Source organism: Hyphomicrobium sp. B1 (genome assembly GCF_049532635.1).
GTDB lineage: Bacteria > Pseudomonadota > Alphaproteobacteria > Rhizobiales > Hyphomicrobiaceae > Hyphomicrobium_B.
In genome coordinates, this window is record NZ_CP134871.1 from 1,419,754 (window position 1) to 1,439,152 (window position 19,399).

Sequence of the window (19,399 nt, forward strand, 5' to 3'; positions counted from 1 at the left end):
ATATAAGCTATGCGAGCACTTTCGATTGCAGCGACCGGCATGTCTGCCCAGCAGACGAACGTTGAGGTGATCGCCAACAACGTCGCCAATATCAACACGACGGGCTTCAAACGCTCGCGTGCGGAGTTTGCGGATTTGCTTTACCAAAGCGACCGCCCCGCAGGCACGCTTGCCCGTGACGACGACACTATTATCCCGGAAGGCAACACGCTCGGATTGGGCGTCCGCACGGTCGCCATTCGCAATCTCTCTGCGCAGGGTCCGCTTGCGTCGACCAACAACCATTACGATCTCGCGTTGAGCGGTCGTGGCTACTTCCAGGTCCAAGGCGAGAACAACGAAATCCTGTATACGCGTGACGGCGCGTTCAACCGTAGCAACACCGGCCAGCTCATCACGCTCGACGGCAACCTGGTCATTCCAAATATCACCGTGCCGCAAAATGCGACCGACATCACCGTCAACGCGGTTGGCCAGGTGTATGCGACTGTCGGCGGAACGCAGCAGCTCCTCGGGCAATTCGCGATCGCCAATTTCGCGAACGAAACCGGCCTCGCGCCACTCGGCGGCAATCTCTTTCAGGAAACGGAAGCGTCCGGTGCGCCAGTTCTCGGCACCCCAGGTGACACGGGCTTCGGTACGATCCAGCAGGGTTACCTCGAAAGCTCGAACGTCGATCCCGTCAAAGAAATCACCGAGCTGATCACCGCGCAGCGCGCCTATGAAATGAATTCCAAAGTCATTTCGGCTGCCGACGATATGTATAACGTGATAACGAAGGACATTCGGTGATGTCCGTTTGGCGCAAAACACAAAAGACAGTTCAGCTCGGACTTACGCTGCTCGCCGCGTGCGCATTTGCGTCCAACGCGCGCGCGGAGGATCCCGGCCGAACCATATTTGTGCCGCGCGCCGTCATTTATCCCGGCGACCGAATAACGGATACGAATCTTATCGAGCGTCAGCTGATCGTCGACCCCGGCAATCCGCCTGTCTTTGGAGAGCGAGAACAGGATCTGCTGGGCCGGATCGCACGGCGCACGTTGCTGCCAGGCGAACTCATCCCCGAGATGGCGATCCGCGCCGAAGATCTCGTGAAGCAAGGCCGCACCTACAAGCTCGTCTACAATTCGAAATACGTCTCGATCGTCGGCGTCGGTGTTCCGTTGCAGTCGGGTGCGGCCGGCGAAATTATCAATGTCCGCAATCCCGAGTCGGGCGTCATCATCAAGGCGCGTATCGAACCTGATCAGACCTTGGCGGTGAATGACCAATGAGATTGGTGATTGTCGCGCTGGTTTATTTTCTTGCCGCGACGGCCTGTGCCGGTGCTACGCGGATCAAGGATATCACTGATCTCAAAGGCATCCGCGCCAACCAGCTCGTCGGATATGGTCTGGTCGTCGGCTTGAATGGAACCGGCGATACGCTCCGTAACTCGCCCTTCACGCAGCAATCCGTGCAGGCCATGCTCGATCGCATGGGAGTGAATATTCGCGGCTCGCAATACGAACCGCGGACGAGGAACGTCGCGGCGGTTATGGTAACAGCTGAGCTTCCGCCGTTCGCCTCGAAGGGATCACGCTTCGACGTGACGGTCTCGTCGATTGGCGATGCCAAATCTCTGGCTGGCGGCGCACTGGTTCTAACCTCGCTTGCCGGCGCCGATCAAAAAATCTACGCTGCTGCGCAGGGCCCGATCACCATTTCGGGATATCTGGCGAAGGGCGCCGCGGAATCGATCACGTCCGGCATTCCGACGCGCGGCCGTATTCCCAACGGTGCGATTGTTGAGCAAGACGCCCCCGGCGCATTTGATGAAAGCATGCCGCTCGAGTTCGAGTTGCGCAATCCGGACTTCACGACTGCCGTGCGCGTCATGGACGTTATCAACGATTTCGCAAAAGAACGTTTCGGCATGCCGATCGCACGCGCCCGCGACTGGCAGAGCGTGATGATACGCAAACCGCGGAATATCCTGTCGTCGCGTCTGGTGGCCGAACTCGGTGAACTTGAAGTCGATCCCGATCAGACCGCGCGCGTCGTAATCGACGAACGAACCGGAACTATCGTGATCGGCAGCGAAGTGAAGATTTCGACCGTCGCCGTCGCGCACGGAAATATAACCGTTCGCGTCACCGAAACACCGCAAGTGTCGCAGCCGCTACCGTTCTCGCAAGGTGGACAGACCGTCGTCGTTCCCAATACGCAGGTTGACGTCAATGAAGCGGGCGGCACGGTCGCAACGCTCCAGGGGGCTAATCTGCGTGAGCTGGTAAGCGCACTGAATAAGATGGGGCTGAAGCCCATCGGGATCATCGCAATTCTGCAGGCCATGAAGACGGCAGGCGCATTGCAAGCTGAACTGGTGGTGCAATGAGATCTCTGATCGCACGCAAACTTCTCGAACGCGGCGGCGTGGCGTGGTCGGTTGGCTGTTTGCTTGTCATAGCCACCGCAATCCCGGTAGTGGCCGAAAGCATCCACAATCCGCTGGTTGGTCCGCCCGTCGATCGCAGCGAGCGCGCATTCGAGCTTCGCCAGAATGCGGAGCAAACGCCTCCGATCGCTTATTCGTTCCGCATCGCGGTAGACGACACCAAGCCCGAAGGCGCTCAGAAATCCGAGGCTGCAGATGTGGACGCGCTGCCGCTCCCGCCGACGACCAAACAGCAGTTGAGCCCCGCGCAGCAGTATTGCTCGAATATTCTCGATGCGACGTCGGCCGCCCAAATCGCACAGCAGACACGTGGTCTTCAAAAGGCGCAGAAGGAAATTAACGCCCGGATCGCGCTTCTCAATGCGAAGGCCGAGGTCCTGAAAAGCTGGATGAAGCTGCGCGAGGATTTCGTCGCGCATGCTACAGACGCGCTCGTTGAAATCTACAGCCGGATGAAACCGGACGCCGCCGCGGGACAGCTCGCGGCGATGGACGAGATGACATCCGCAGCAATCATTTCGAAGCTGGCACCGAAAGTTTCGAGCCCCATTCTAGCTGAGATGGAAGTCGCGAAGGCGGCGCGTCTCTCCGCCGTTATCGCCGGTGCCGGCGAACTCGCAATTCAGCCGGAGCACAAGGCCAATGCCCAGCAATAGATTTCGATGGGTGGCTCCAGCGACTGCGTCGCTGTCGTTACTGCTAGGCGCGTGTGCCATAGACCAATTGCGTGAGGTCTCGCAGGCACCTGCAATGTCCCCGATGGGAAGCGGCTTGGCTCCCGGTCAGGCGGCGCACGTCAATCTTCCCGTGACACCTGTTGCCTATCATTCGGGTAACTCTACCTGGCAGGATTCCGGCGCCGACCTCTTTCGCGATGCACGCGCCCTCAAGGTCGGCGACGTCGTCACTGTCAAAATCCAGATCAACGATAAGGCGTCGCTGGATAACAATTTGAATCGTTCACGTGATTCGAGCGTTGGGCTGAAATCATCGGCAGATTTCAATTTTGGCTTCGGCGCACCGGGACCGACCGGATCGGGCAGCCTCGATGGCAATCTCGATCGCACCACGGCGACGGACTCGAAAGGCTCCATCGACCGCTCTGAAAACATCAATCTTCTTGTCGGCGCCGTCGTCAGTCAGGTGTTGCCGAACGGCAATCTCGTCGTCAGCGGTTCGCAGGAAGTGCGGGTCAACTTCGAATTACGCGTCCTGAATGTGCAGGGCGTCATTCGGCCACGAGACATCGCGACCGACAATACGATCTCCTACGAGAAAATTGCTGAAGCGCGAATTTCATATGGCGGCCGCGGCCGTGTCATGGAAATTCAGCAGCCCGCCTACGGCCAGCAGATTCTCGATAATCTTTCGCCCTTCTAAGGCTCGGGTCGGCGGAGAGAGCCAGGTGGCAAAAGATAAGCGAAAAAAGGACGAGTCGAACGCGGGTGGTGGCATCGGCGGCTTCGTGATAGCGGCACTTATCGCGATCGTTCTCGGCGCCGGCGGCGGCGGCGCTTACGGCTACCTTCTAATGCCCGACGTTGCGCCTCAGAATTCTGGGCCAACCGATAAAGCGCCGCCGCCGGCCGGACCAACCGCTGGGCGGTTCCCGGGCGACGCCATAGAGCTGGCCATACCGTCGGTCATTACGGATTTGAATTCGGAGCCTGCTGTCCGCGCCAGGCTCGATGTCTCCATTATCGTCGTCCACGGCACGCCCCAAACGACGACGTTGCTCGGCGAGGTCCGCGAAGACGTGATCGCCTACCTGAAGGGCCTTTCACTTGCCGACATCCAGGGCGTGCGTGGCTTCCAGAACTTGCGAGAGCAACTTGATGATCGCGCACGTGTCCGCGGCCGAGGCGCCATTCTGGGCCTTCTGATAGGTGGATTGGTGCTCGAATGATCAAGAAAATTCTGTGCGCGCTGATCTTTTTGGCAGCGTCTTCGAGCGTGGCTGCCGCGCAGGCAATCGATCTCCAGACGCTTTTTCCCGCGGGAGACGCCAGCGTTTCCGGCCGCATCGTTCAGCTTCTTGTCGTGATGACCGTCCTGTCGGTCGCGCCCGGCTTGCTGATGATGGTGACGTCGTTCGCGAGATTCCTGATTGCCTTCTCATTCCTCCGCGCTGGTCTTGGACTGCAAACGACGCCGAACAATATGATTCTCGTCAGCCTCGCACTCTTCATGACGCTGTTCGTCATGGCCCCGACCTTCCAGGACGCCTGGGATAATGGCGTCAAACCAATGGTCGAGAACAAGATCAGCCAGCAGGATGGCTACGTGCGAACGACGGCGCCCTTCCGGACGTTCATGAAGGCGAATGTGCGCGACAAGGATCTCGCGCTGTTCGAACAGATGTCTGCAGAACGCTTCGGGGAGCAGAACAAGGCGGGCCCCGATGACCTGCGCGTGCTCATACCTGCGTTCATGGTCTCTGAGTTGCGCCGAGGGTTTGAGATCGGCTTTTTGGTGACGCTGCCGTTTCTCGTCATAGATCTGGTAGTGGCGACGATCATGACCGCAATGGGTATGATGATGATGCCGCCGACCGTCGTCGCGTTGCCGCTGAAGGTGCTGTTCTTCGTGCTGGTCGACGGATGGAGCTTGCTCGTCGGAGCACTTGTGAAATCATTCACTTAGCTCGATGACGTGCGTCATTAAGAATCCGCCTCCGAGCAAAATAATTAACATTCTAACCGTCAAAATTAACCATTAGGAAACGACTCTCGTCTATCAATCTTGCCGATGACAGGGTGGCAGCGAACACGCGCCATAGGCATGACGCCGATCTGTCAAGCCGGTAGATCCGGTATGTCCCCAGTAGCGTTTTGTGCTGAGTAAAAGGACAAGGGACATGGGCATGAGCAGTATCAATACCAACATTTCCGCAATGACTGCATTGCAATCGCTGCGGCAGACTTCCAAAGATTTGCTGACGACGCAGAACGCGATTTCGACCGGCCTGAAGGTCGCGAGCGCTTCGGATAACGCAGCATATTGGTCGATTGCGACCACGATGAAGTCGGACAACTCGGCACTCTCCACCGTGCAGGACGCGCTCGGCCTTGGCAAGGGCACTGTTGACGTCGCCTACAACGCGATCAACCAGTCGATCGATCTGGTCGGCCAGATCAAAGACAAACTCGTTGCGGCCGCATCGCCGGGCGTTGACCGCACGAAGATTCAATCGGAAATCACGCAGCTCCAGGATCAGCTGAAGGGCATCGCTTCCTCAGCAAGCTTCTCGGGCGAGAACTGGGTTTCGGTCGATTCGTCGAGCTCTGGCTACAGCGCGACAAAGACGATCGTTTCGTCGTTCTCTCGTGCCTCGGACGGCAGTGTTTCTATCGGAACAATCAGCGTCGATACTTCGACGTCAATCCTGTTCGATAGCTCGACCGCTTCTGGCGCGGGCGGCATCCTCGACTCGCAGCGTTCGTCTACGGGCGCCGTTGTGACGACGGGTGGTACGTCGGTTATGAACATCGACATTAGCTCGCTGACCGACAGCCCGACCGATCAGGCGACCTTGAACGGCTACATCGCCGGCGTCGACGCTGCCTATCAGTCCATGACGACGGCAGCCACGAACCTTGGCTCGGCGCAGAAGCGTATCGATCTGCAGACCGACTTCGTATCGTCGCTGATGGACTCGATCACCACCGGTATCTCTCAGTTGGTGGACGCTGACATGAATCAGGAATCGACAAAGTTGCAGGCATTGCAGGTCAAGCAGCAGCTCGGTGTTCAGGCACTGAGCATCGCTAACCAGTCGAGCCAGAACATCCTGTCGCTCTTCCGCGGCTAATAAATAACGCCTGACGCCGAGCGGCGTCAGGCACCCATACAATCCGATCTGTTAGACGGGCCGCCACCCCTGACCTCTTCCGCCAGCGCGGATCAGGCCACGGAGGGCGGCCCGTCACCTTTGCACAAGGTTCCGTCCCTACCGTTGACCGGAAACTTTGCCGGCAAGGTCGAGAGATGGATTGGCGTCAATTAGAGAACCTTTATCGCAGTCTGCTGGGTCTCGGCCGCAGGCGCCTTATGGCGCTTGGCATCGCCGGCGCGCTCGTCTTCGGACTGATTACCATAGGCAGTTACTTCGCGTCGCGCTCAAGCTACGAGACGCTTTATGTCGGCCTGACGCCTCCTGACATCAGCCGCATGGGCACGGAGCTGACCGAGGCCGGCATCCCATTTGAAAGCAGCATGGACGGGACGAAATTGAGCGTTCCGGTCGGACAGACGGCACAAGCTCGCGCTTTGCTCGCGGAAAAGGGGCTGCCCGGCAGCCAAACAGCGGGTTATGAGCTGTTTGATAAGCTCGGTGCCCTCGGACTCACGTCGTTCATGCAAGAAGTCACGCGCGTGCGCGCCCTTGAGGGCGAGCTGTCGCGAACGATCCAATACTTGAAGGGTGTGAGAGCTGCGCGTGTTCACATCTTCATGCCGAATCAGAATGCGCTTCAGGTCAAGAAAGAAGCGCCGTCGGCGTCTGTCGTCATTCGCACGGATGTTGCGGGAGATGCCACTGCAGCGCCGGCCATCAAGCATCTGGTTGCCTCGGCGATCCCGGAAATGACGCCGAACGAAGTCCAGGTTATCGGCACCGATGGCTCGATTCTTGGAGGCTCTGGGAATGGTCTCGCCAGCGGCGACGCGCCGGTACAGATGCTCGAACTCGAGCACACGGTCTCAAAACAGATTCAGGATAGCGTTCGCCGCACGTTGTCGCCCTATCTCGGTCTGGACAACTTCGAAGTCAGTGCCATCGCCCGCTTGAATATCGATAAGCTGCAGACGAACGAGACGAAGTTCGATCCCGACAGCAAGGTCGAGCGATCAACGCGATACATCAAGGAAGCTCAGAGTTCGCAGGACAGCGCCGGCAAGAACAACGTCAGCGTCCAGGAAAACATTCCGAACGAACAAACGAGCCACAAAGACCAGAACAAACGCAATCAGGATCGCAAGGAGGAAACGACCAACTACGAGATCAGTTCGTCGACGGCCTCCTCGACGAGCGAAGGCTACAAGATCGCGAACATCTCGGTTGCCGTCGTCGTCAACAAAAAGCGACTGATGGATGCGATGGGTAAAGACGCAAAGCCCGAAGACGTCGATAAGCAGGTCGCTGAAATTGAGAAGATCGCCCTTTCCGCGGCCGGCATAGACACCAAGCGCGGTGATCGCATCAGTGTCGCTGCCGTCGATTTCGCGCCGTCTCCGTTTGAAGGAGACGGATCGTCGGGAACGGCATGGGCTTCGCTGTTGATGGGCCTGGCGGGAACCGGCATCCGATCGCTGACGATCCTGCTGGTTGCGGCAATTGTCGTGATGGCTGGCTTCCGGCCCGTGATGCGGACCCTGCTCTCAAGCGATAGGCCCGCGATTGAAAGCGCCGATAACGTTGCAATCGAGGCACCGCTCGCTTCGATTACGGGCACGGGCGCAGCTCCCATCGACATGCCCGAAATGGCGTCGCCGTTGCTTGAACCGGGCGCCAACCCATTCGATGGCATGGGCGGCGGCTCGGGAGACTTTGGCAGCGGACTGGCGTTCGGACGCTCGCTGGCACTCGGTCCCGTCGAGAAGCTCAGCGCGATTATTGATCGCGATGAAGAGCAAGCGACTGCGATCATGAAGCATTGGGTTAAGAACGGATGACGGCTCGGCCTCACAGTTCGGCGTTCTCCCTGCTCAGGGATTTCGGTCGCGTCACCCCTGACGTCGAAGAGCCGGACCATGAAGCGCAGCTGAAAGCCGCGTTCGAGGATGGCCATCGGCAGGGCTATGCCGAAGGCCGTGCGGAAGCCGAGGCCGATGCAGAGCATCGTCTCGCCGAAGCCAAGATTCATCACGCGAACGAGCTCGCGCAGGACAAAGACCGCTGGCAGCGCGATTTCGCTGAGCAGCTTGTTGCGCGTTTGGAAAGTGCGTCGGGCCTGATTGAGAAAAACATCGCTGAGCGGGTCGCGACGCTGCTGCGGCCCTGGCTCATCGGGCGTCTACAGGATCGCGCGTTGCAGGATCTCGAAAGGGCGATTTTGCGTGGCTTGGTGGAAGGCGCAAAGATCCACATCGAAGGCCCGGCCGAAATTATCCAGCATCTTAACGAACGGCTGCCGACGGCCGGATTTCAGATCGGATATTCGGAAAGTCCGAGTGCAGATGTTCGCGCTCACATAGAAAACACCGAAATCGAAGTCAACATTGCGGCGTGGATCGCCGAGCTTGAGGCGCTAGTACCATGAGCGACGGCCGCGAAGACGTATCATCGCAACCTCTCGTCATTGTTCGTCGCCGGCGCAATACGGAAGAACCGCATCACGGCGGCGTCTGGAAGATCGCATATGCCGATTTCATGACGGCCATGATGGCGTTTTTTCTCGTCATGTGGCTGATCAATGCAGCCGACAAAAAAACCATCGTGCAGGTCGCCGCCTACTTCAATCCGATGCGTTTGACCGATCGTTATGCGGCGCCGAAAGGCATTGAAGATCTCGTCGAGACGCAGTCGAAACACTCTGACGAGAAAAGTAAGCGCGGATTCGAAAAGCAGGTCGTCGATGACGCCTCGAAACGGCAGGCCGATCGCGACAGCAAAGAAAACAGCGGTGACGCCAAAGACGACGCCTCGCACGAATCGAGTGTCGGATCGGGGGGCAAGAGCTCAGAAGAGCTTCGCGAGATGGCGCTCTTCGACAATCCTGGTAACTTGCTTGAAAAACTCGCTGACGAGGCGCGCGCAAGTCAGTCTACGACGGCGGCCAGCCCATCAGACGGCAATATTGATGATCCGTTCGATCGCATCAATCGCAAGGCGGGAAAGTCAGATGTCAGGTTGAAGCCTGCGCCCCAGGCAGCGCCGATCGTGCCGGAGCACCCATCCAACGTGGCGCGCGCCCTGCCCGCAGAAAACGTAAAACCAGTTACGCAGGACCCAAAGCAGCAGCTCTCCGCGCGCGCATCAATGGATGATGTCGGCGATAAGCCGAAGCAGCAGGACACAATCACAAAGCAAACTCCTGCAACGTTGGATCAGGCAAAGAAAGAAGATAAGACGCACGACAAGGATCACGACAAAGATCAGGACGCGAAAGCCCTGCGGGATCAGATTAGCAAAGCCGTCGCGGACATTTCCCGCGAACTGCCGATGATCGACGTGAAAGCGACGCCCGAGGGATTACTCATCAGTCTGACGGACGATGCCAACTTCGGCATGTTTGAGGTCGGTTCGGCAAAGCCGCGCTCGGAACTCGTCCTTGTCATGGAGCAAATCGGTCGTGTCTTGAGCAGCAAGAAGGGGGATATCATCCTTCGCGGCCATACGGATTCGCGTCCGTACAAGAGCCGGGTCTATGACAACTGGCGCCTTTCCGCTGCTCGCGCCCAAATGGCCTATTACATGCTTCTGCGTGGCGGCGTCGACGAATCTCGCGTCGTCGCCATCGAAGGCCGTGCGGATCGCGACCCGAAAGTGCCGGACGACACTCTCGCGGCCGCCAACCGCCGCATCGATATCCTCATTAAAGAGAATAAGAAATGAAGCGGATCGCGCTGATTGCTGCAGCGTCGTTCGTTGTGCTCGCGGGCCTCGCCGCGGGCTCGTTGGCGTATTTCAAGCCCGCATTTATTTTCGGTCAAAACGACGAGGTTGTCGCGGCCGAGCACGGCGTTCCAATCTATTCAGAGGATGCGAGCGAAAAAGCTCAGGTTCGTCGCCATACGCTGCGTCTTCTGGAAGAGTTGGGCGCGGTTCAGGACAAGATCATTCGCGGCGATCGTGCGGCGCTTGCGGAGCAACAGCGTCTGCTGATCGACATCGCGCGCGAAGTGAAGAGTTTCAGCCCAGAGGCGTGGGACGATTACGTCAACGTCCGTACGAGTCTGCTCTATGTTCTGAGTGGCGGTGATGCGCGCGTCTTGCAACCACTGATCAAGCAGAATTCTTTGAGCGTCGCGGATCAGAATTTGGCTGCGGGCATCATGAGCTTTGCCGAGGGGCAGCCTAAAAAGGCGCGCGATCTTTTTGAAGATATAGATCCCCGTTCACTCGACGTCAGCCTTGTTGGGCCGTTCGCGCTGGCCAAGGCGTCGCTCTATCTTGAAGATGATCACGCAACCGCGATCCGCCTGCTCGATGATGCGCGTCTGGCGTGTCCCCATACCGCGATCGACGAGGCGTCGGCGCGGCGCGAAATTCCTGTATTACTCGATGCTGGCGATACGAGCCGGGCGCTGATGCTGACGACAAGCTATGTGCAGGAATTCGGCAAGTCGATTTATGCCTGGAAGCTCTTTCGAGAATTTGCGGAAGCAGCCGCCAAGCACGGGGAATTCGATAATCAGGAAAGCATCGATCGCCTCGCTGCAACCTTCGATGACGACGACATGCAGCCAGCGTCCGAGCTGTTCATCGATCTTGCCGGTGAGGGTTTGCTACAGGGACGGCTAAAGCTTGCGAAGGCCGCTGCTGCTAAAGTTCTCGCAACACCGAACGCATCACCAGAGAATAAGGAACGTGCGCGCCTCTACATGGCCGCAGCCGAAGCGCCTTCGAACGATGCGGTAAATGCTATGAAGGCGCTGGATCAGATCACTGTCGATCGGCTTTCGGAGGACGACGCTGAGATCCGGGAAGTGGCGGGATTTATCGCCAAAACAGTAACCGGAACAGACGTCGCGCCGACTGCTGTCAGAAAGACCGCTCCGCAAGCTGTGGCGCAGGCTCCGGGTGAAAAGAATGCAATGACGGCGCTGAGTAAAGCCGACGAGATTTTAAAAGAAGCAGATTCAATGATTACTAGGAGTGGGAAATGACGGCAGCAGTTGGAAGCGCCGCATCTGGCGGAGCCGAAGCTCTCCTGCAATCCGTATCGGGAAAAGCATCGAACGGATATCGCGGTCACCTCAAGCAGACGGATGAGAACGATCCCAAGTCGGAAGGCGCGACCCAGAGCGCGCCGCGCGATGATGGCGATGCTGCGACCCATGTCGATAAAACGCGAAAGACGTCGCAGCGAAAGCACGGCAAGGGAAAATCGGATGACGACGATAGCTCGTTCGAGGATGCTTTCGACAGCGTCGGCCAGGATCAAGCGAAAGACGCCGTCTCGAAATCAACCAACGGAGCGGGAGCATCTCCGGATCTCATGTCGGCACATCTGACACCGGATCAAACGCCAGCGACGAATACCGATTCCGTGACAACCAACACCGATGCGTCTCAGGCTCCGGTCCGGTCAGCAGCGTTGATGCAGCAGAGAAGCATTCTCGCTCTCATGGATGCAAAAAACAGAATCTTCGGAAATTCCGGCGACCTAAAAGCCGACGATGGGACTGTTAATGTCGCCGTCGACCACGACGCCATTCCGCAAGATACGAACGAGCTTGTGCCGGTTGCGATCAATCGACGGGAGACGCATTGGAACTTTAATTCCGACGCCATGACGAGCGTCGCGTCGCAGCTCTCGGCTATGAACACGGATAAGGCTGCGCCATCCGCGGCCGCCGTTCTGGCTCAGACAGTTGCGTCGGTCACGACGGCAAAGGAACAGAAGCCGGACGTCAACTTATCGGGCGACGCGTCGCAGTCCGTAGCGCAGCCGACAATCGCAGCGGCAAATACCGATCAGAATGCGAATGCATCGCTTAACAACGACAGCGGAAATAAGAGCGATACGCAATCGCAGTCGCATACGGAAATAGCTTCAGAGGCGGCCAAGAAGACGGAAAAGCCGGATGCTGTGTCGTCCCTCGACCAGATTTTTGCAACCAGCAAAACGTCCAACGCCAACGCGGCTAACGTCAGCAATCAGGTTCGCGACGGCGTAATCACGAGCTTGGCATCGACTGCGACCGACGCCAGCGTAGCAACATCATCCGTCGACGTGCCGACGCGGGCAACCACAACGCCCGTTCTGCGCACGCTCGATCTAACGTTGTCGCCGGCGGATCTTGGTTCGGTCAGGCTCCGTCTGAGTCTCAGTTCGAATTCATTGTCGATCGAAGCAGAAGCATCGAAGGCGTCGACAGCCAAGCTTCTCAACGACGATCGGCCAAATCTCGAACGCGGCTTAAAAGATGCAGGCTACGACATCTCAAGCATGAAGATTACGGATACTTCCGCCAGCAGCACCATGAATTCGAACGGATGGCAGACGAACGGCTCCCCGTCCCGTGATGGAGATCCATCGCGTTCGGGCTTCATGGGCCGGCAAGATGGCGAGATGCAAAGACGTGATGGATCGCCGTCCGATCAGGCCCAACGCCGCCCCAGAGAATCCACTCAGCAGCCGGCGCCGGCTGAAGTTGCCGGTGTCAGGTCCGGCAACGCAGTCTATATCTAGGACTCGTTAAATGATGCAGCAGCAGGAATTGGCAGGAGCTGGGCTACGTGGTCCATTTCCACTCGCGTCTGATGCCATCGAGGAAGAACTGGTCGATCGTTGTCCGGGTACGTATGCGCTTGGCTTCGTCGATCATCTTGGACGCTTCGCGATTACATACGTCGGAAGCGCCGGCGAGGACCTCAAATCAAAATTGAAAACCCATATCGGAACCGCAACACAATTCAAGTTCCGCCATTTCGCGGATGAGCGTCAGGCCTTCGAAAAAGAATGCGAGATATTTCACAAGTTCATGCCGAACGGAAACATCCTGCACCCTAGCCGACCGCGCGGAACAGATTGGATGTGTCCGAAATGTCGTCGTTAGCCTGGCTCGCCGATAGCAGACGGATGACGTCCGCAAGCGCCTGATGATAGCCGGCATGCCAGTAGGCGCATTCGTCGGTGTCGCGATCGAGATGGCGTTGCGTTTCGAGAATTTTTGACCAATTCCCGTCGAGCTGTGCACCCATGCCGGCCATACGCAACTGCAACATCTTAAGGTCGGCGCTCACGTCGTCCATCTTTAACCCCATCGCATTCTCTGCCGGTCGAGGGCCGGCTACGATGAGACATTACCCGACATTCGTGGGAACATCGCGAAAGAACAATCTCGCATTTTAGATAAGTTCGCGAGGCTCAGCGTTCACTTTTTTTCAACCGGGCAACGTAGCGATCCATGAGATCATTGGCGATCATCATGCGCTGTGTCGCAAGCTCCCTGAGCTCGGACTGCACACGATCCGGATGATTTCTAAGTGCAAATTCTCGCCGCAGTGTCGCGATGTCAGCTTCGGAAAAATTGGCGTCGAGTCCAAGCTCAATTAAGATTTTATTCGGATCGAGCAACGGATCTGCGCTGATGCTGCTTTGCTCATCGAAGGCGTAGGGGTGTTTCGGAGGGGTTTGAGAATTTCCCACACCGCCGCGAGAAGCAGCAGCCAAGGCCCACGCGGCCTCTAAACCATCGATGGAAAGACGATTGGGGCGTGATACACCGGCTGGCCGATCGTCACGACCGAACAAACTGTCAATGATCGATTCAAAATCGGACGGAAGGGGTTCCCGTGATGTCATTCGGACCGCGGTTCGAAGCGAAATGCCGGATCGCGGAACGTTACGAAACGCAGCTTGCAGTACGCTGACGGGTCACGTCCCGCCAATCACGGCCGTCGAGTCGACTTTTGCAGCGTTACGGCTCTGCCGAAAAATTCCCGACCGAGATTTTCAAAGTCGAGTCGTTCATCGACGTTAGGAACCGGATAGAGAAACTCTAAGCCAAGGTGTTTGTCGCGTAGCCAAGTCACTGTGCCATCGAGCATCGTGCCATCGAAGAGCGTCAGCGCGATTCTGTCACCGACGTTCGGGACGATTCCGTCTCCGACGCTAATTTTTGCTCCGGATTCCGATAAGTCGACGAGGTCGCAGATGAGCCGGATACCGCGAAAGTTTAAAGCGACGTGCTGGCGAGCTATGTGCCGGATGCCGTCGCGCCGCTCGTCGTCGGCCTCGATGCTTTCCGGAACCAGGACCTCGGTCTGAAAGCTGCTCATGAACTTTTCAAACGTGGTCTTATTCATTTACGCACCCAAACTTTAAATCCGCGCGTCAGGACGCGCAAACACGCAGCATATAGCCATTAATTCGCAAGCGGATCTTTCTATTCCGGAGAAACGCCCGAATTAAGAAGTCTTTGGTTTACGCAATCGTTTGGAAATAAATTCAAATTTATCGATTTCCCAACGATCGGCAAAAAGGCGAGCGCGTTCCATCTTCCACCTTCGCAGCCTCAGTCACAGCGACGACTAGAAGAACAGATGCAGACGCAAGCAGCGGGAGCGGACTTATGATTTGGCGTGGCATTTCCGACCCACGCAATAATGAAATAATTGTTAATAAGTCACGTGAATCACTGTATTTCCTTCTGTGCCAATGATTTGCGGGGCTTGGGGGGCATCATGTTCGTTGTGCTTGACGACCGTTTGACGGTCGCGGGGGGATACGTTGCGTGCTTTGAACGCGAAGGAGTAGCGGCAACTTCAGTTGATCCAAACGAGTTCTCGGAGTGGTTCGAACTCATCAATGATGCCGATATCGCGGTTATCGAGGGCTTTTTGATTGGTGCCGTGGCAAACCGGCGCCAGATATCCGCAAGGATCAGAGCACGCAGCCGCGCGCCGCTCATGGGGCTGATCGAAGCGCGAGCGCTGAGTGAAACGCTCGAGCTTTTCTCGCTCGGGTTTGATGATGTCCTCGCGAAGCCCTTTCACGTCCGCGAAGTCTTGGCACGCAGCGGCGCCATTCGTCGCCGGATGCAGATCGTCGACGAATGTGTAGATGTTGGTGGCATCCGGATTTTCTTCGACGGTCGCGATCCGATCGTGAACGGAGAAGTGCTGCCCCTGCCGCGTCGTGAGCGGCGGATCCTCGAGTGTCTCGTGCTGAGCCGCAACACCCGCATTACGAAGACCCAGATCTTCAATCGCGTGTACGGCATCTTCAATGACGAAATTCATGAGAACGTCATCGAAAGCCACATTAGCCGCCTGCGCAAGCGGCTGAAGCAGAGACTTGGTCACGATCCGATCGATTCCCAGCGTTTCCTTGGCTACCGCTTGAAAGACCTTGCCAGCGATGATGCTGCACAGCCCGCGGAAGCAGCGCAAACCAGTCTCACGCAAGGCCCAGATGCTTCAATTGCGCCGAGCATCATTCGCGACGAGGAGAATGTCGATGGGTCTTTACGGAGTAATGACTACCAGCGTCTCGGGCATGTCTGTCCAGTCTGACCGTATGGGTACGGTTGCGGACAACATCGCAAATATCAACACCACTGGTTACAAAGGCGCATCAACGGAATTCGCAACGCTCATCGCGGAAGGCAGCGTCGCAGAGTACGTGCCGGGTTCCGTTTCGACCATCGCTCGTCGGGCGGTCTCCCAGCAGGGAGACTTCACCTACACCAAGTCGCCGACCGACCTCGCGGTCAGCGGCAACGGATTCTTTATGGTGGAAAGCGATTCTGGAACGCCCTTCTTGACGCGTGCAGGCAATTTCGTTCCGGACTCCAATGGCGATCTGGTGAACGCTGCAGGGTTCAAGCTGCTCGGCTACAACCTTTTGGACGGCAGCTCGAGTTCCGTCGTAAACAGTGCCGCCGGTCTTCAGGTTGTGAGCACGAGCAGCCTTGGCCTGAAGGCAACGCCTTCGACAAGCGGCAAGTTCGGCGTAAACCTCCCTGCTGACGCGGACATTACTGCCGCGGCCAACCTCCCGGCGGCGAACGCTGCGACGGCGGAATATGCCGGCAAGACCTCGATTGTCACTTACGATAACCTCGGTCATCAAGTGACGCTCGACGTCTATTCCGCAAAAACGGCCGACAACACCTGGCAGATAACCGTATACAATGCGGCCGGCGCGACCAACGGTGGCTTCCCCTACGCAGCGGGCTCGCAGTTGGCGACGACGAACGTGACGTTCGACGGCACGACAGGCGCGTTGACCTCGACAAGCCCGCAAGCGCTGAGCGTCAACATCCCCAATGGCTCAACATTTTCGCTCGATATCAGCAAGATGACCCAGCTGGCCGCGAGCTATTCGCCCCAGACCGGTGCCGAAGCACCGAGCGCGAATGGCAGTCCTCCGTCTGCTGTTGACCGTCTTGAGATCAGCGACGAAGGCATCGTGACGGCAGTCTACAAGGACGGTTCACGCGTCGACGCATTCAAGATTCCATTGGCGACCGTCGCGAGCCCGGACAATCTCACGGCGATCTCTGGGAACGTCTACGCCACGAACAAGGAGTCCGGAGATTTGCAACTCGGCACCGCTAACGAGAGCGGTCGTGGCAAAATCATCTCGGGCGCATTGGAAAGCAGCACCGTCGATCTTGCTTCCGAGCTGACGACGATGGTCCAGGCTCAACGCAACTACACGGCAAACTCGAAAGTGTTTCAGACCGGCACCGAACTCCTGGACGTACTCGTCAACCTCGTTCGGTGACGGAAAACATAGGAAATAAAGGCCCAGCTGATGTCGCTTACGCAGAGCACGAGTAATGCGCTTTCAAGCATTTCGACGGTTTCCGAGCAGATTTCTGTCGTCTCACAGAACATCGCGCGCGTAAACAATACGGACGCAAGCAGAAAAGTCGCGAACGTCGTCAGCGGGCCGGGCGGTGGCGTCAGCATCGCGGGCGTGACGAGAACAGCCAACAAGCTGCTTCTCGACACGTACCTCGACGCAAACGCAAGCAGCCAAACGCAATCGGCCGTCAATTCGGCCTTGGATCAGTTGCAGAATACGGTGGGCGACACGGACTCTGATACGTCGCCCGCCGCCTTGATGTCGAAGCTCAACACGGCACTTCAGAACTATTCTGCTACTCCTCAGAATAGCGCGGTCGGGGCAACAGTCGTAACCGCCGCACAAGAGCTGGTGACGTCTCTCAACGAAGCTACACAGGCAGTCACTGACGTTAGAAATCAGGCCGATTCCGACATCGCGACATCGGTCGGCAACATCAACAGCCTTCTTTCGCAGTTCCAAACACTCAACCAGCAGGTTGTGTCGGCCTCGGGTAGCGGCAGGGACGTCACGGACGTCTTGGACGCGCGCGATGCAGTATTGAAGCAACTGTCGAATGAAATAGGAATTCGGACGGCCACGCGCGACAATGGCGATATGGCCATCTACACGGACAGCGGCGTCACTCTGTTCGACAAAACGGCGAGGTCGGTGACCTTTCAGCAATCTGCGAATCTGTCCGCGAACTCCGTCGGATCGCCGGTTTATGCTGATGGTGTGCCGATTGCTGGCACGCCGCACATGATGTCGATCAGCTCCGGCAAGCTTGCCGGTCTCGTTGAAGTCCGCGACAGCATCGCCCCGACGTATCAAAGCCAACTCGATGAAATGGCCCGCGGTCTGATCTCGACCTTTGCCGAAAGCGATCAATCTGGAAGTGGTTTGCCCGATGCAGCCGGATTGTTTACCGACGGCGGCTCCTCATCAGTGCCGACAAGTATCGTTCCAGGTCTAGCAGGCTCGATCAAGATCAACGCAAGCGTTGATCCGACCCAGGGCGGAAACGCCGAGCTCATTCGTGATGGCGGTATTGCCGGCGCGAGCTACACCTACAACAGCGACGGCGGCGCATCTTATACGGACCGCATCCAGCAGCTGATAACGAATCTCGGTTCCACCCAAGCCTTCGATTCCTCGACCCAGATTCATTCGACGGGCTCGATGCTCGATTTCGCCAAGTCGTCGGTCTCGTGGCTCGAAGCGCTACGTCAATCGTCAAGTAACGAGGCGGAATCGCGCCAAACGATTGCTGATCGCGCCGCCACCTCGTTGTCGCAGGCCACCGGTGTGAACCTCGACGAGGAAATGACCAATTTGCTCTCGCTAGAGCGAACGTTTCAAGCCTCGTCCCGTCTCATCAGCACCGTCGACAATATGATCTCGACGCTCTTACAGGCAGCGAGCTGACATTCATGATTTCCTCGTCATTCATCTCTTCCGCTTCGATCTCCAATGAAACGCTCAGATCGATAGCCAAGTACCAGCAGCAGCTCGTCGACGCCCAAAAAGAGCTTGCGACGGGCAGGCACGCAGACGTGGGGGTAACCCTGGGTGCGACGACAGGCGTTAGCATCTCGATGCGCCAGGACATGGATCAGATCCAGGCCATCCAAGGTTCAAACAATCTTGTGCTCAACCGTCTCAGCGCGTCGCAATCAGCGCTTGATACGCTGGCGAAGAGCACGTCCAATTTTCTCTCGAGTCTGATCACGGCGCAAACGGCCGCCACGTCCCAGGATACGTTGATCCAATCGGCGAAGGCCGGGATGCAAACGCTGCAGGATCAGCTCAACGCCTCGCTCGACGGCCAGTATCTGTTCGCGGGCATCAATTCCGACGTCCAGCCCATGGAAGACTTTTTTGGAACGCCGCCATCGGCTGGAGCGCAGGCGATCACCGCCGCCTTTACCGCCAAGTTCGGCATGAGTCCGGATGACCCCAACGTCTCCAGTATTTCGCCCAATGATATGAGCGACTTTCTCAACAATGAGTTCGCCAATCTGTTCTCGGATGCAAACTGGTCGAGCACCTGGTCGGCCGCATCGGATAAACCGGTGAGCAGCCGAATCTCTCGGAACCAAATCATCGATACGTCAGTGACAGCCGACAACGGCACATTCCGGTCGTTGGGCGAAGCTTTCGCAATGATTTCCGGCCTCGGCTTTGCAAACCTGAACAGCGGTACGCAGCAGGTGATCATCTCGAAGGCTCGCGACCTCACCGGAGACGTGACGGGCGGTCTCACGCAAGTTCAGTCGGCCCTGGGCGTCACGCAACAGCGCGTTACTGACGCCAACAGTCAGATCGACTCGCAAGTCGATTTTCTAACGAAGTCGATCGACAATTTGGAACAGATCGATCCAGCAGCAGTCACGACACAGTTGTCGCAGATTTCGACGGCGCTTCAGGCTGCGTATTCGCTGACGAGCCAGCTCAACAATCTCAGTATCCTCGATTACCTGAATAACTAACG

General features: G+C 57.4%; 19 protein-coding genes and 1 pseudogene. 17 read left to right on the forward strand and 3 right to left on the reverse strand.

Going from position 1 to position 19,399, the window contains the following annotated elements:
* Window positions 1–9: 9 nt before the first annotated feature.
* From flgG to RLW55_RS06965, 13 genes are all read left to right on the forward strand, one after another.
* Window positions 10–792 carry a flagellar basal-body rod protein FlgG gene (gene flgG, locus RLW55_RS06905; protein ID WP_409561337.1) on the forward strand — a complete coding sequence of 261 codons (783 nt, stop codon included), beginning with the start codon at window positions 10–12 and terminating at the stop codon, window positions 790–792.
* Window positions 792–1,277, forward strand: a complete 486-nt coding sequence (gene flgA, locus RLW55_RS06910) for a flagellar basal body P-ring formation chaperone FlgA (RefSeq protein WP_423415968.1) — start codon at window positions 792–794, stop codon at window positions 1,275–1,277. The genes flgG and flgA overlap by 1 nt, the downstream gene beginning before the upstream one ends.
* Complete coding sequence (locus tag RLW55_RS06915) at window positions 1,274–2,380, forward strand: flagellar basal body P-ring protein FlgI (RefSeq protein WP_409561335.1); 1,107 nt, start codon at window positions 1,274–1,276, stop codon at window positions 2,378–2,380. Before flgA ends, RLW55_RS06915 begins: the two co-directional genes overlap by 4 nt.
* Window positions 2,377–3,096 (forward strand): MotE family protein, encoded by a 720-nt coding sequence (locus tag RLW55_RS06920; protein ID WP_423415969.1) that lies wholly within the window; start codon window positions 2,377–2,379, stop codon window positions 3,094–3,096. Before RLW55_RS06915 ends, RLW55_RS06920 begins: the two co-directional genes overlap by 4 nt.
* Complete coding sequence (flgH, locus tag RLW55_RS06925) at window positions 3,083–3,820, forward strand: flagellar basal body L-ring protein FlgH (RefSeq protein WP_409561333.1); 738 nt, start codon at window positions 3,083–3,085, stop codon at window positions 3,818–3,820. Before RLW55_RS06920 ends, flgH begins: the two co-directional genes overlap by 14 nt.
* A 25-nt stretch (window positions 3,821–3,845) precedes the next feature.
* Complete coding sequence (locus tag RLW55_RS06930; protein ID WP_423415970.1) at window positions 3,846–4,346, forward strand: flagellar basal body-associated FliL family protein; 501 nt, start codon at window positions 3,846–3,848, stop codon at window positions 4,344–4,346.
* Window positions 4,343–5,083, forward strand: coding sequence for a flagellar type III secretion system pore protein FliP (gene fliP, locus RLW55_RS06935; protein WP_423415971.1), 741 nt, complete (start codon window positions 4,343–4,345; stop codon window positions 5,081–5,083). The genes RLW55_RS06930 and fliP overlap by 4 nt, the downstream gene beginning before the upstream one ends.
* A gap of 214 nt (window positions 5,084–5,297) precedes the next feature.
* Window positions 5,298–6,251 (forward strand): flagellin, encoded by a 954-nt coding sequence (locus tag RLW55_RS06940; RefSeq protein WP_409561330.1) that lies wholly within the window; start codon window positions 5,298–5,300, stop codon window positions 6,249–6,251.
* Window positions 6,252–6,427: 176 nt separating this feature from the next.
* Window positions 6,428–8,113: a flagellar basal-body MS-ring/collar protein FliF gene (gene fliF / locus RLW55_RS06945; RefSeq protein WP_409561329.1), complete on the forward strand. Its 1,686-nt coding sequence runs from the start codon at window positions 6,428–6,430 to the stop codon at window positions 8,111–8,113.
* The gene (locus tag RLW55_RS06950; RefSeq protein ID WP_423415972.1) at window positions 8,110–8,700 is read left to right on the forward strand and encodes a hypothetical protein; all 591 of its coding nucleotides are present in this window, start codon (window positions 8,110–8,112) and stop codon (window positions 8,698–8,700) included. The genes fliF and RLW55_RS06950 overlap by 4 nt, the downstream gene beginning before the upstream one ends.
* Entirely contained in the window at window positions 8,697–9,995 is a 1,299-nt protein-coding gene (locus RLW55_RS06955; RefSeq protein WP_423415973.1) for a MotB family protein, read from the forward strand. Before RLW55_RS06950 ends, RLW55_RS06955 begins: the two co-directional genes overlap by 4 nt.
* Entirely contained in the window at window positions 9,992–11,269 is a 1,278-nt protein-coding gene (locus RLW55_RS06960; RefSeq protein WP_423415974.1) for a hypothetical protein, read from the forward strand. The genes RLW55_RS06955 and RLW55_RS06960 overlap by 4 nt, the downstream gene beginning before the upstream one ends.
* Complete coding sequence (locus tag RLW55_RS06965) at window positions 11,266–12,798, forward strand: flagellar hook-length control protein FliK (protein WP_423415975.1); 1,533 nt, start codon at window positions 11,266–11,268, stop codon at window positions 12,796–12,798. Before RLW55_RS06960 ends, RLW55_RS06965 begins: the two co-directional genes overlap by 4 nt.
* Window positions 12,799–13,115: 317 nt before the next feature.
* Here the strand turns inward: RLW55_RS06965 and RLW55_RS06970 are convergent, their stop codons facing one another.
* The 3 genes from RLW55_RS06970 to RLW55_RS06980 all read right to left on the reverse strand — a co-directional run bounded on the left by RLW55_RS06970 (window position 13,116) and on the right by RLW55_RS06980 (window position 14,390).
* Entirely contained in the window at window positions 13,116–13,361 is a 246-nt protein-coding gene (locus RLW55_RS06970) for a hypothetical protein (RefSeq protein WP_423415976.1), read from the reverse strand.
* Window positions 13,362–13,476: 115 nt separating this feature from the next.
* Window positions 13,477–13,914: a molecular chaperone DnaJ gene (locus RLW55_RS06975; RefSeq protein WP_409561323.1), complete on the reverse strand. Its 438-nt coding sequence runs from the start codon at window positions 13,912–13,914 to the stop codon at window positions 13,477–13,479.
* A gap of 86 nt (window positions 13,915–14,000) precedes the next feature.
* Window positions 14,001–14,390 (reverse strand): PilZ domain-containing protein, encoded by a 390-nt coding sequence (locus RLW55_RS06980; RefSeq protein WP_423415977.1) that lies wholly within the window; start codon window positions 14,388–14,390, stop codon window positions 14,001–14,003.
* Between the two features lie 405 nt (window positions 14,391–14,795).
* Here RLW55_RS06980 and RLW55_RS06985 point away from each other — a divergent pair.
* From RLW55_RS06985 to RLW55_RS07000, 4 genes and pseudogenes are all read left to right on the forward strand, one after another.
* Window positions 14,796–15,449 (forward strand): annotated as a pseudogene (locus RLW55_RS06985) (response regulator transcription factor); the annotation flags it as partial.
* A gap of 121 nt (window positions 15,450–15,570) precedes the next feature.
* On the forward strand, window positions 15,571–16,842 hold the full coding sequence (locus RLW55_RS06990; RefSeq protein WP_409561321.1) for a flagellar hook protein FlgE: 1,272 nt from the start codon (window positions 15,571–15,573) through the stop codon (window positions 16,840–16,842).
* 30 nt (window positions 16,843–16,872) lie between these two features.
* Window positions 16,873–18,333, forward strand: coding sequence for a flagellar hook-associated protein FlgK (gene flgK / locus RLW55_RS06995; RefSeq protein WP_409561320.1), 1,461 nt, complete (start codon window positions 16,873–16,875; stop codon window positions 18,331–18,333).
* A gap of 5 nt (window positions 18,334–18,338) precedes the next feature.
* Window positions 18,339–19,397: a flagellar hook-associated family protein gene (locus RLW55_RS07000; protein WP_409561319.1), complete on the forward strand. Its 1,059-nt coding sequence runs from the start codon at window positions 18,339–18,341 to the stop codon at window positions 19,395–19,397.
* Window positions 19,398–19,399 lie beyond the last annotated feature (2 nt).

Bases quoted from the DNA above. Each gene is read 5' to 3' on its own strand.
- RLW55_RS06990 (WP_409561321.1), top strand. From the start codon at position 15,571: ATGGGTCTTTACGGAGTAATGACTACCAGCGTCTCGGGCATGTCTGTC.
- RLW55_RS06915 (WP_409561335.1), top strand. From the start codon at position 1,274: ATGAGATTGGTGATTGTCGCGCTGGTTTATTTTCTTGCCGCGACGGCC.
- RLW55_RS06955 (WP_423415973.1), top strand. From the start codon at position 8,697: ATGAGCGACGGCCGCGAAGACGTATCATCGCAACCTCTCGTCATTGTT.
- flgH (WP_409561333.1), top strand. From the start codon at position 3,083: ATGCCCAGCAATAGATTTCGATGGGTGGCTCCAGCGACTGCGTCGCTG.
- RLW55_RS06965 (WP_423415975.1), top strand. From the start codon at position 11,266: ATGACGGCAGCAGTTGGAAGCGCCGCATCTGGCGGAGCCGAAGCTCTC.
- RLW55_RS06920 (WP_423415969.1), top strand. From the start codon at position 2,377: ATGAGATCTCTGATCGCACGCAAACTTCTCGAACGCGGCGGCGTGGCG.
- RLW55_RS06960 (WP_423415974.1), top strand. From the start codon at position 9,992: ATGAAGCGGATCGCGCTGATTGCTGCAGCGTCGTTCGTTGTGCTCGCG.
- RLW55_RS06970 (WP_423415976.1), bottom strand. From the start codon at position 13,361: ATGGACGACGTGAGCGCCGACCTTAAGATGTTGCAGTTGCGTATGGCC.
- RLW55_RS06950 (WP_423415972.1), top strand. From the start codon at position 8,110: ATGACGGCTCGGCCTCACAGTTCGGCGTTCTCCCTGCTCAGGGATTTC.
- flgK (WP_409561320.1), top strand. From the start codon at position 16,873: ATGTCGCTTACGCAGAGCACGAGTAATGCGCTTTCAAGCATTTCGACG.
- fliF (WP_409561329.1), top strand. From the start codon at position 6,428: ATGGATTGGCGTCAATTAGAGAACCTTTATCGCAGTCTGCTGGGTCTC.
- RLW55_RS07000 (WP_409561319.1), top strand. From the start codon at position 18,339: ATGATTTCCTCGTCATTCATCTCTTCCGCTTCGATCTCCAATGAAACG.
- flgG (WP_409561337.1), top strand. From the start codon at position 10: ATGCGAGCACTTTCGATTGCAGCGACCGGCATGTCTGCCCAGCAGACG.
- flgA (WP_423415968.1), top strand. From the start codon at position 792: ATGTCCGTTTGGCGCAAAACACAAAAGACAGTTCAGCTCGGACTTACG.
- RLW55_RS06975 (WP_409561323.1), bottom strand. From the start codon at position 13,914: ATGACATCACGGGAACCCCTTCCGTCCGATTTTGAATCGATCATTGAC.
- fliP (WP_423415971.1), top strand. From the start codon at position 4,343: ATGATCAAGAAAATTCTGTGCGCGCTGATCTTTTTGGCAGCGTCTTCG.
- RLW55_RS06940 (WP_409561330.1), top strand. From the start codon at position 5,298: ATGGGCATGAGCAGTATCAATACCAACATTTCCGCAATGACTGCATTG.
- RLW55_RS06980 (WP_423415977.1), bottom strand. From the start codon at position 14,390: ATGAGCAGCTTTCAGACCGAGGTCCTGGTTCCGGAAAGCATCGAGGCC.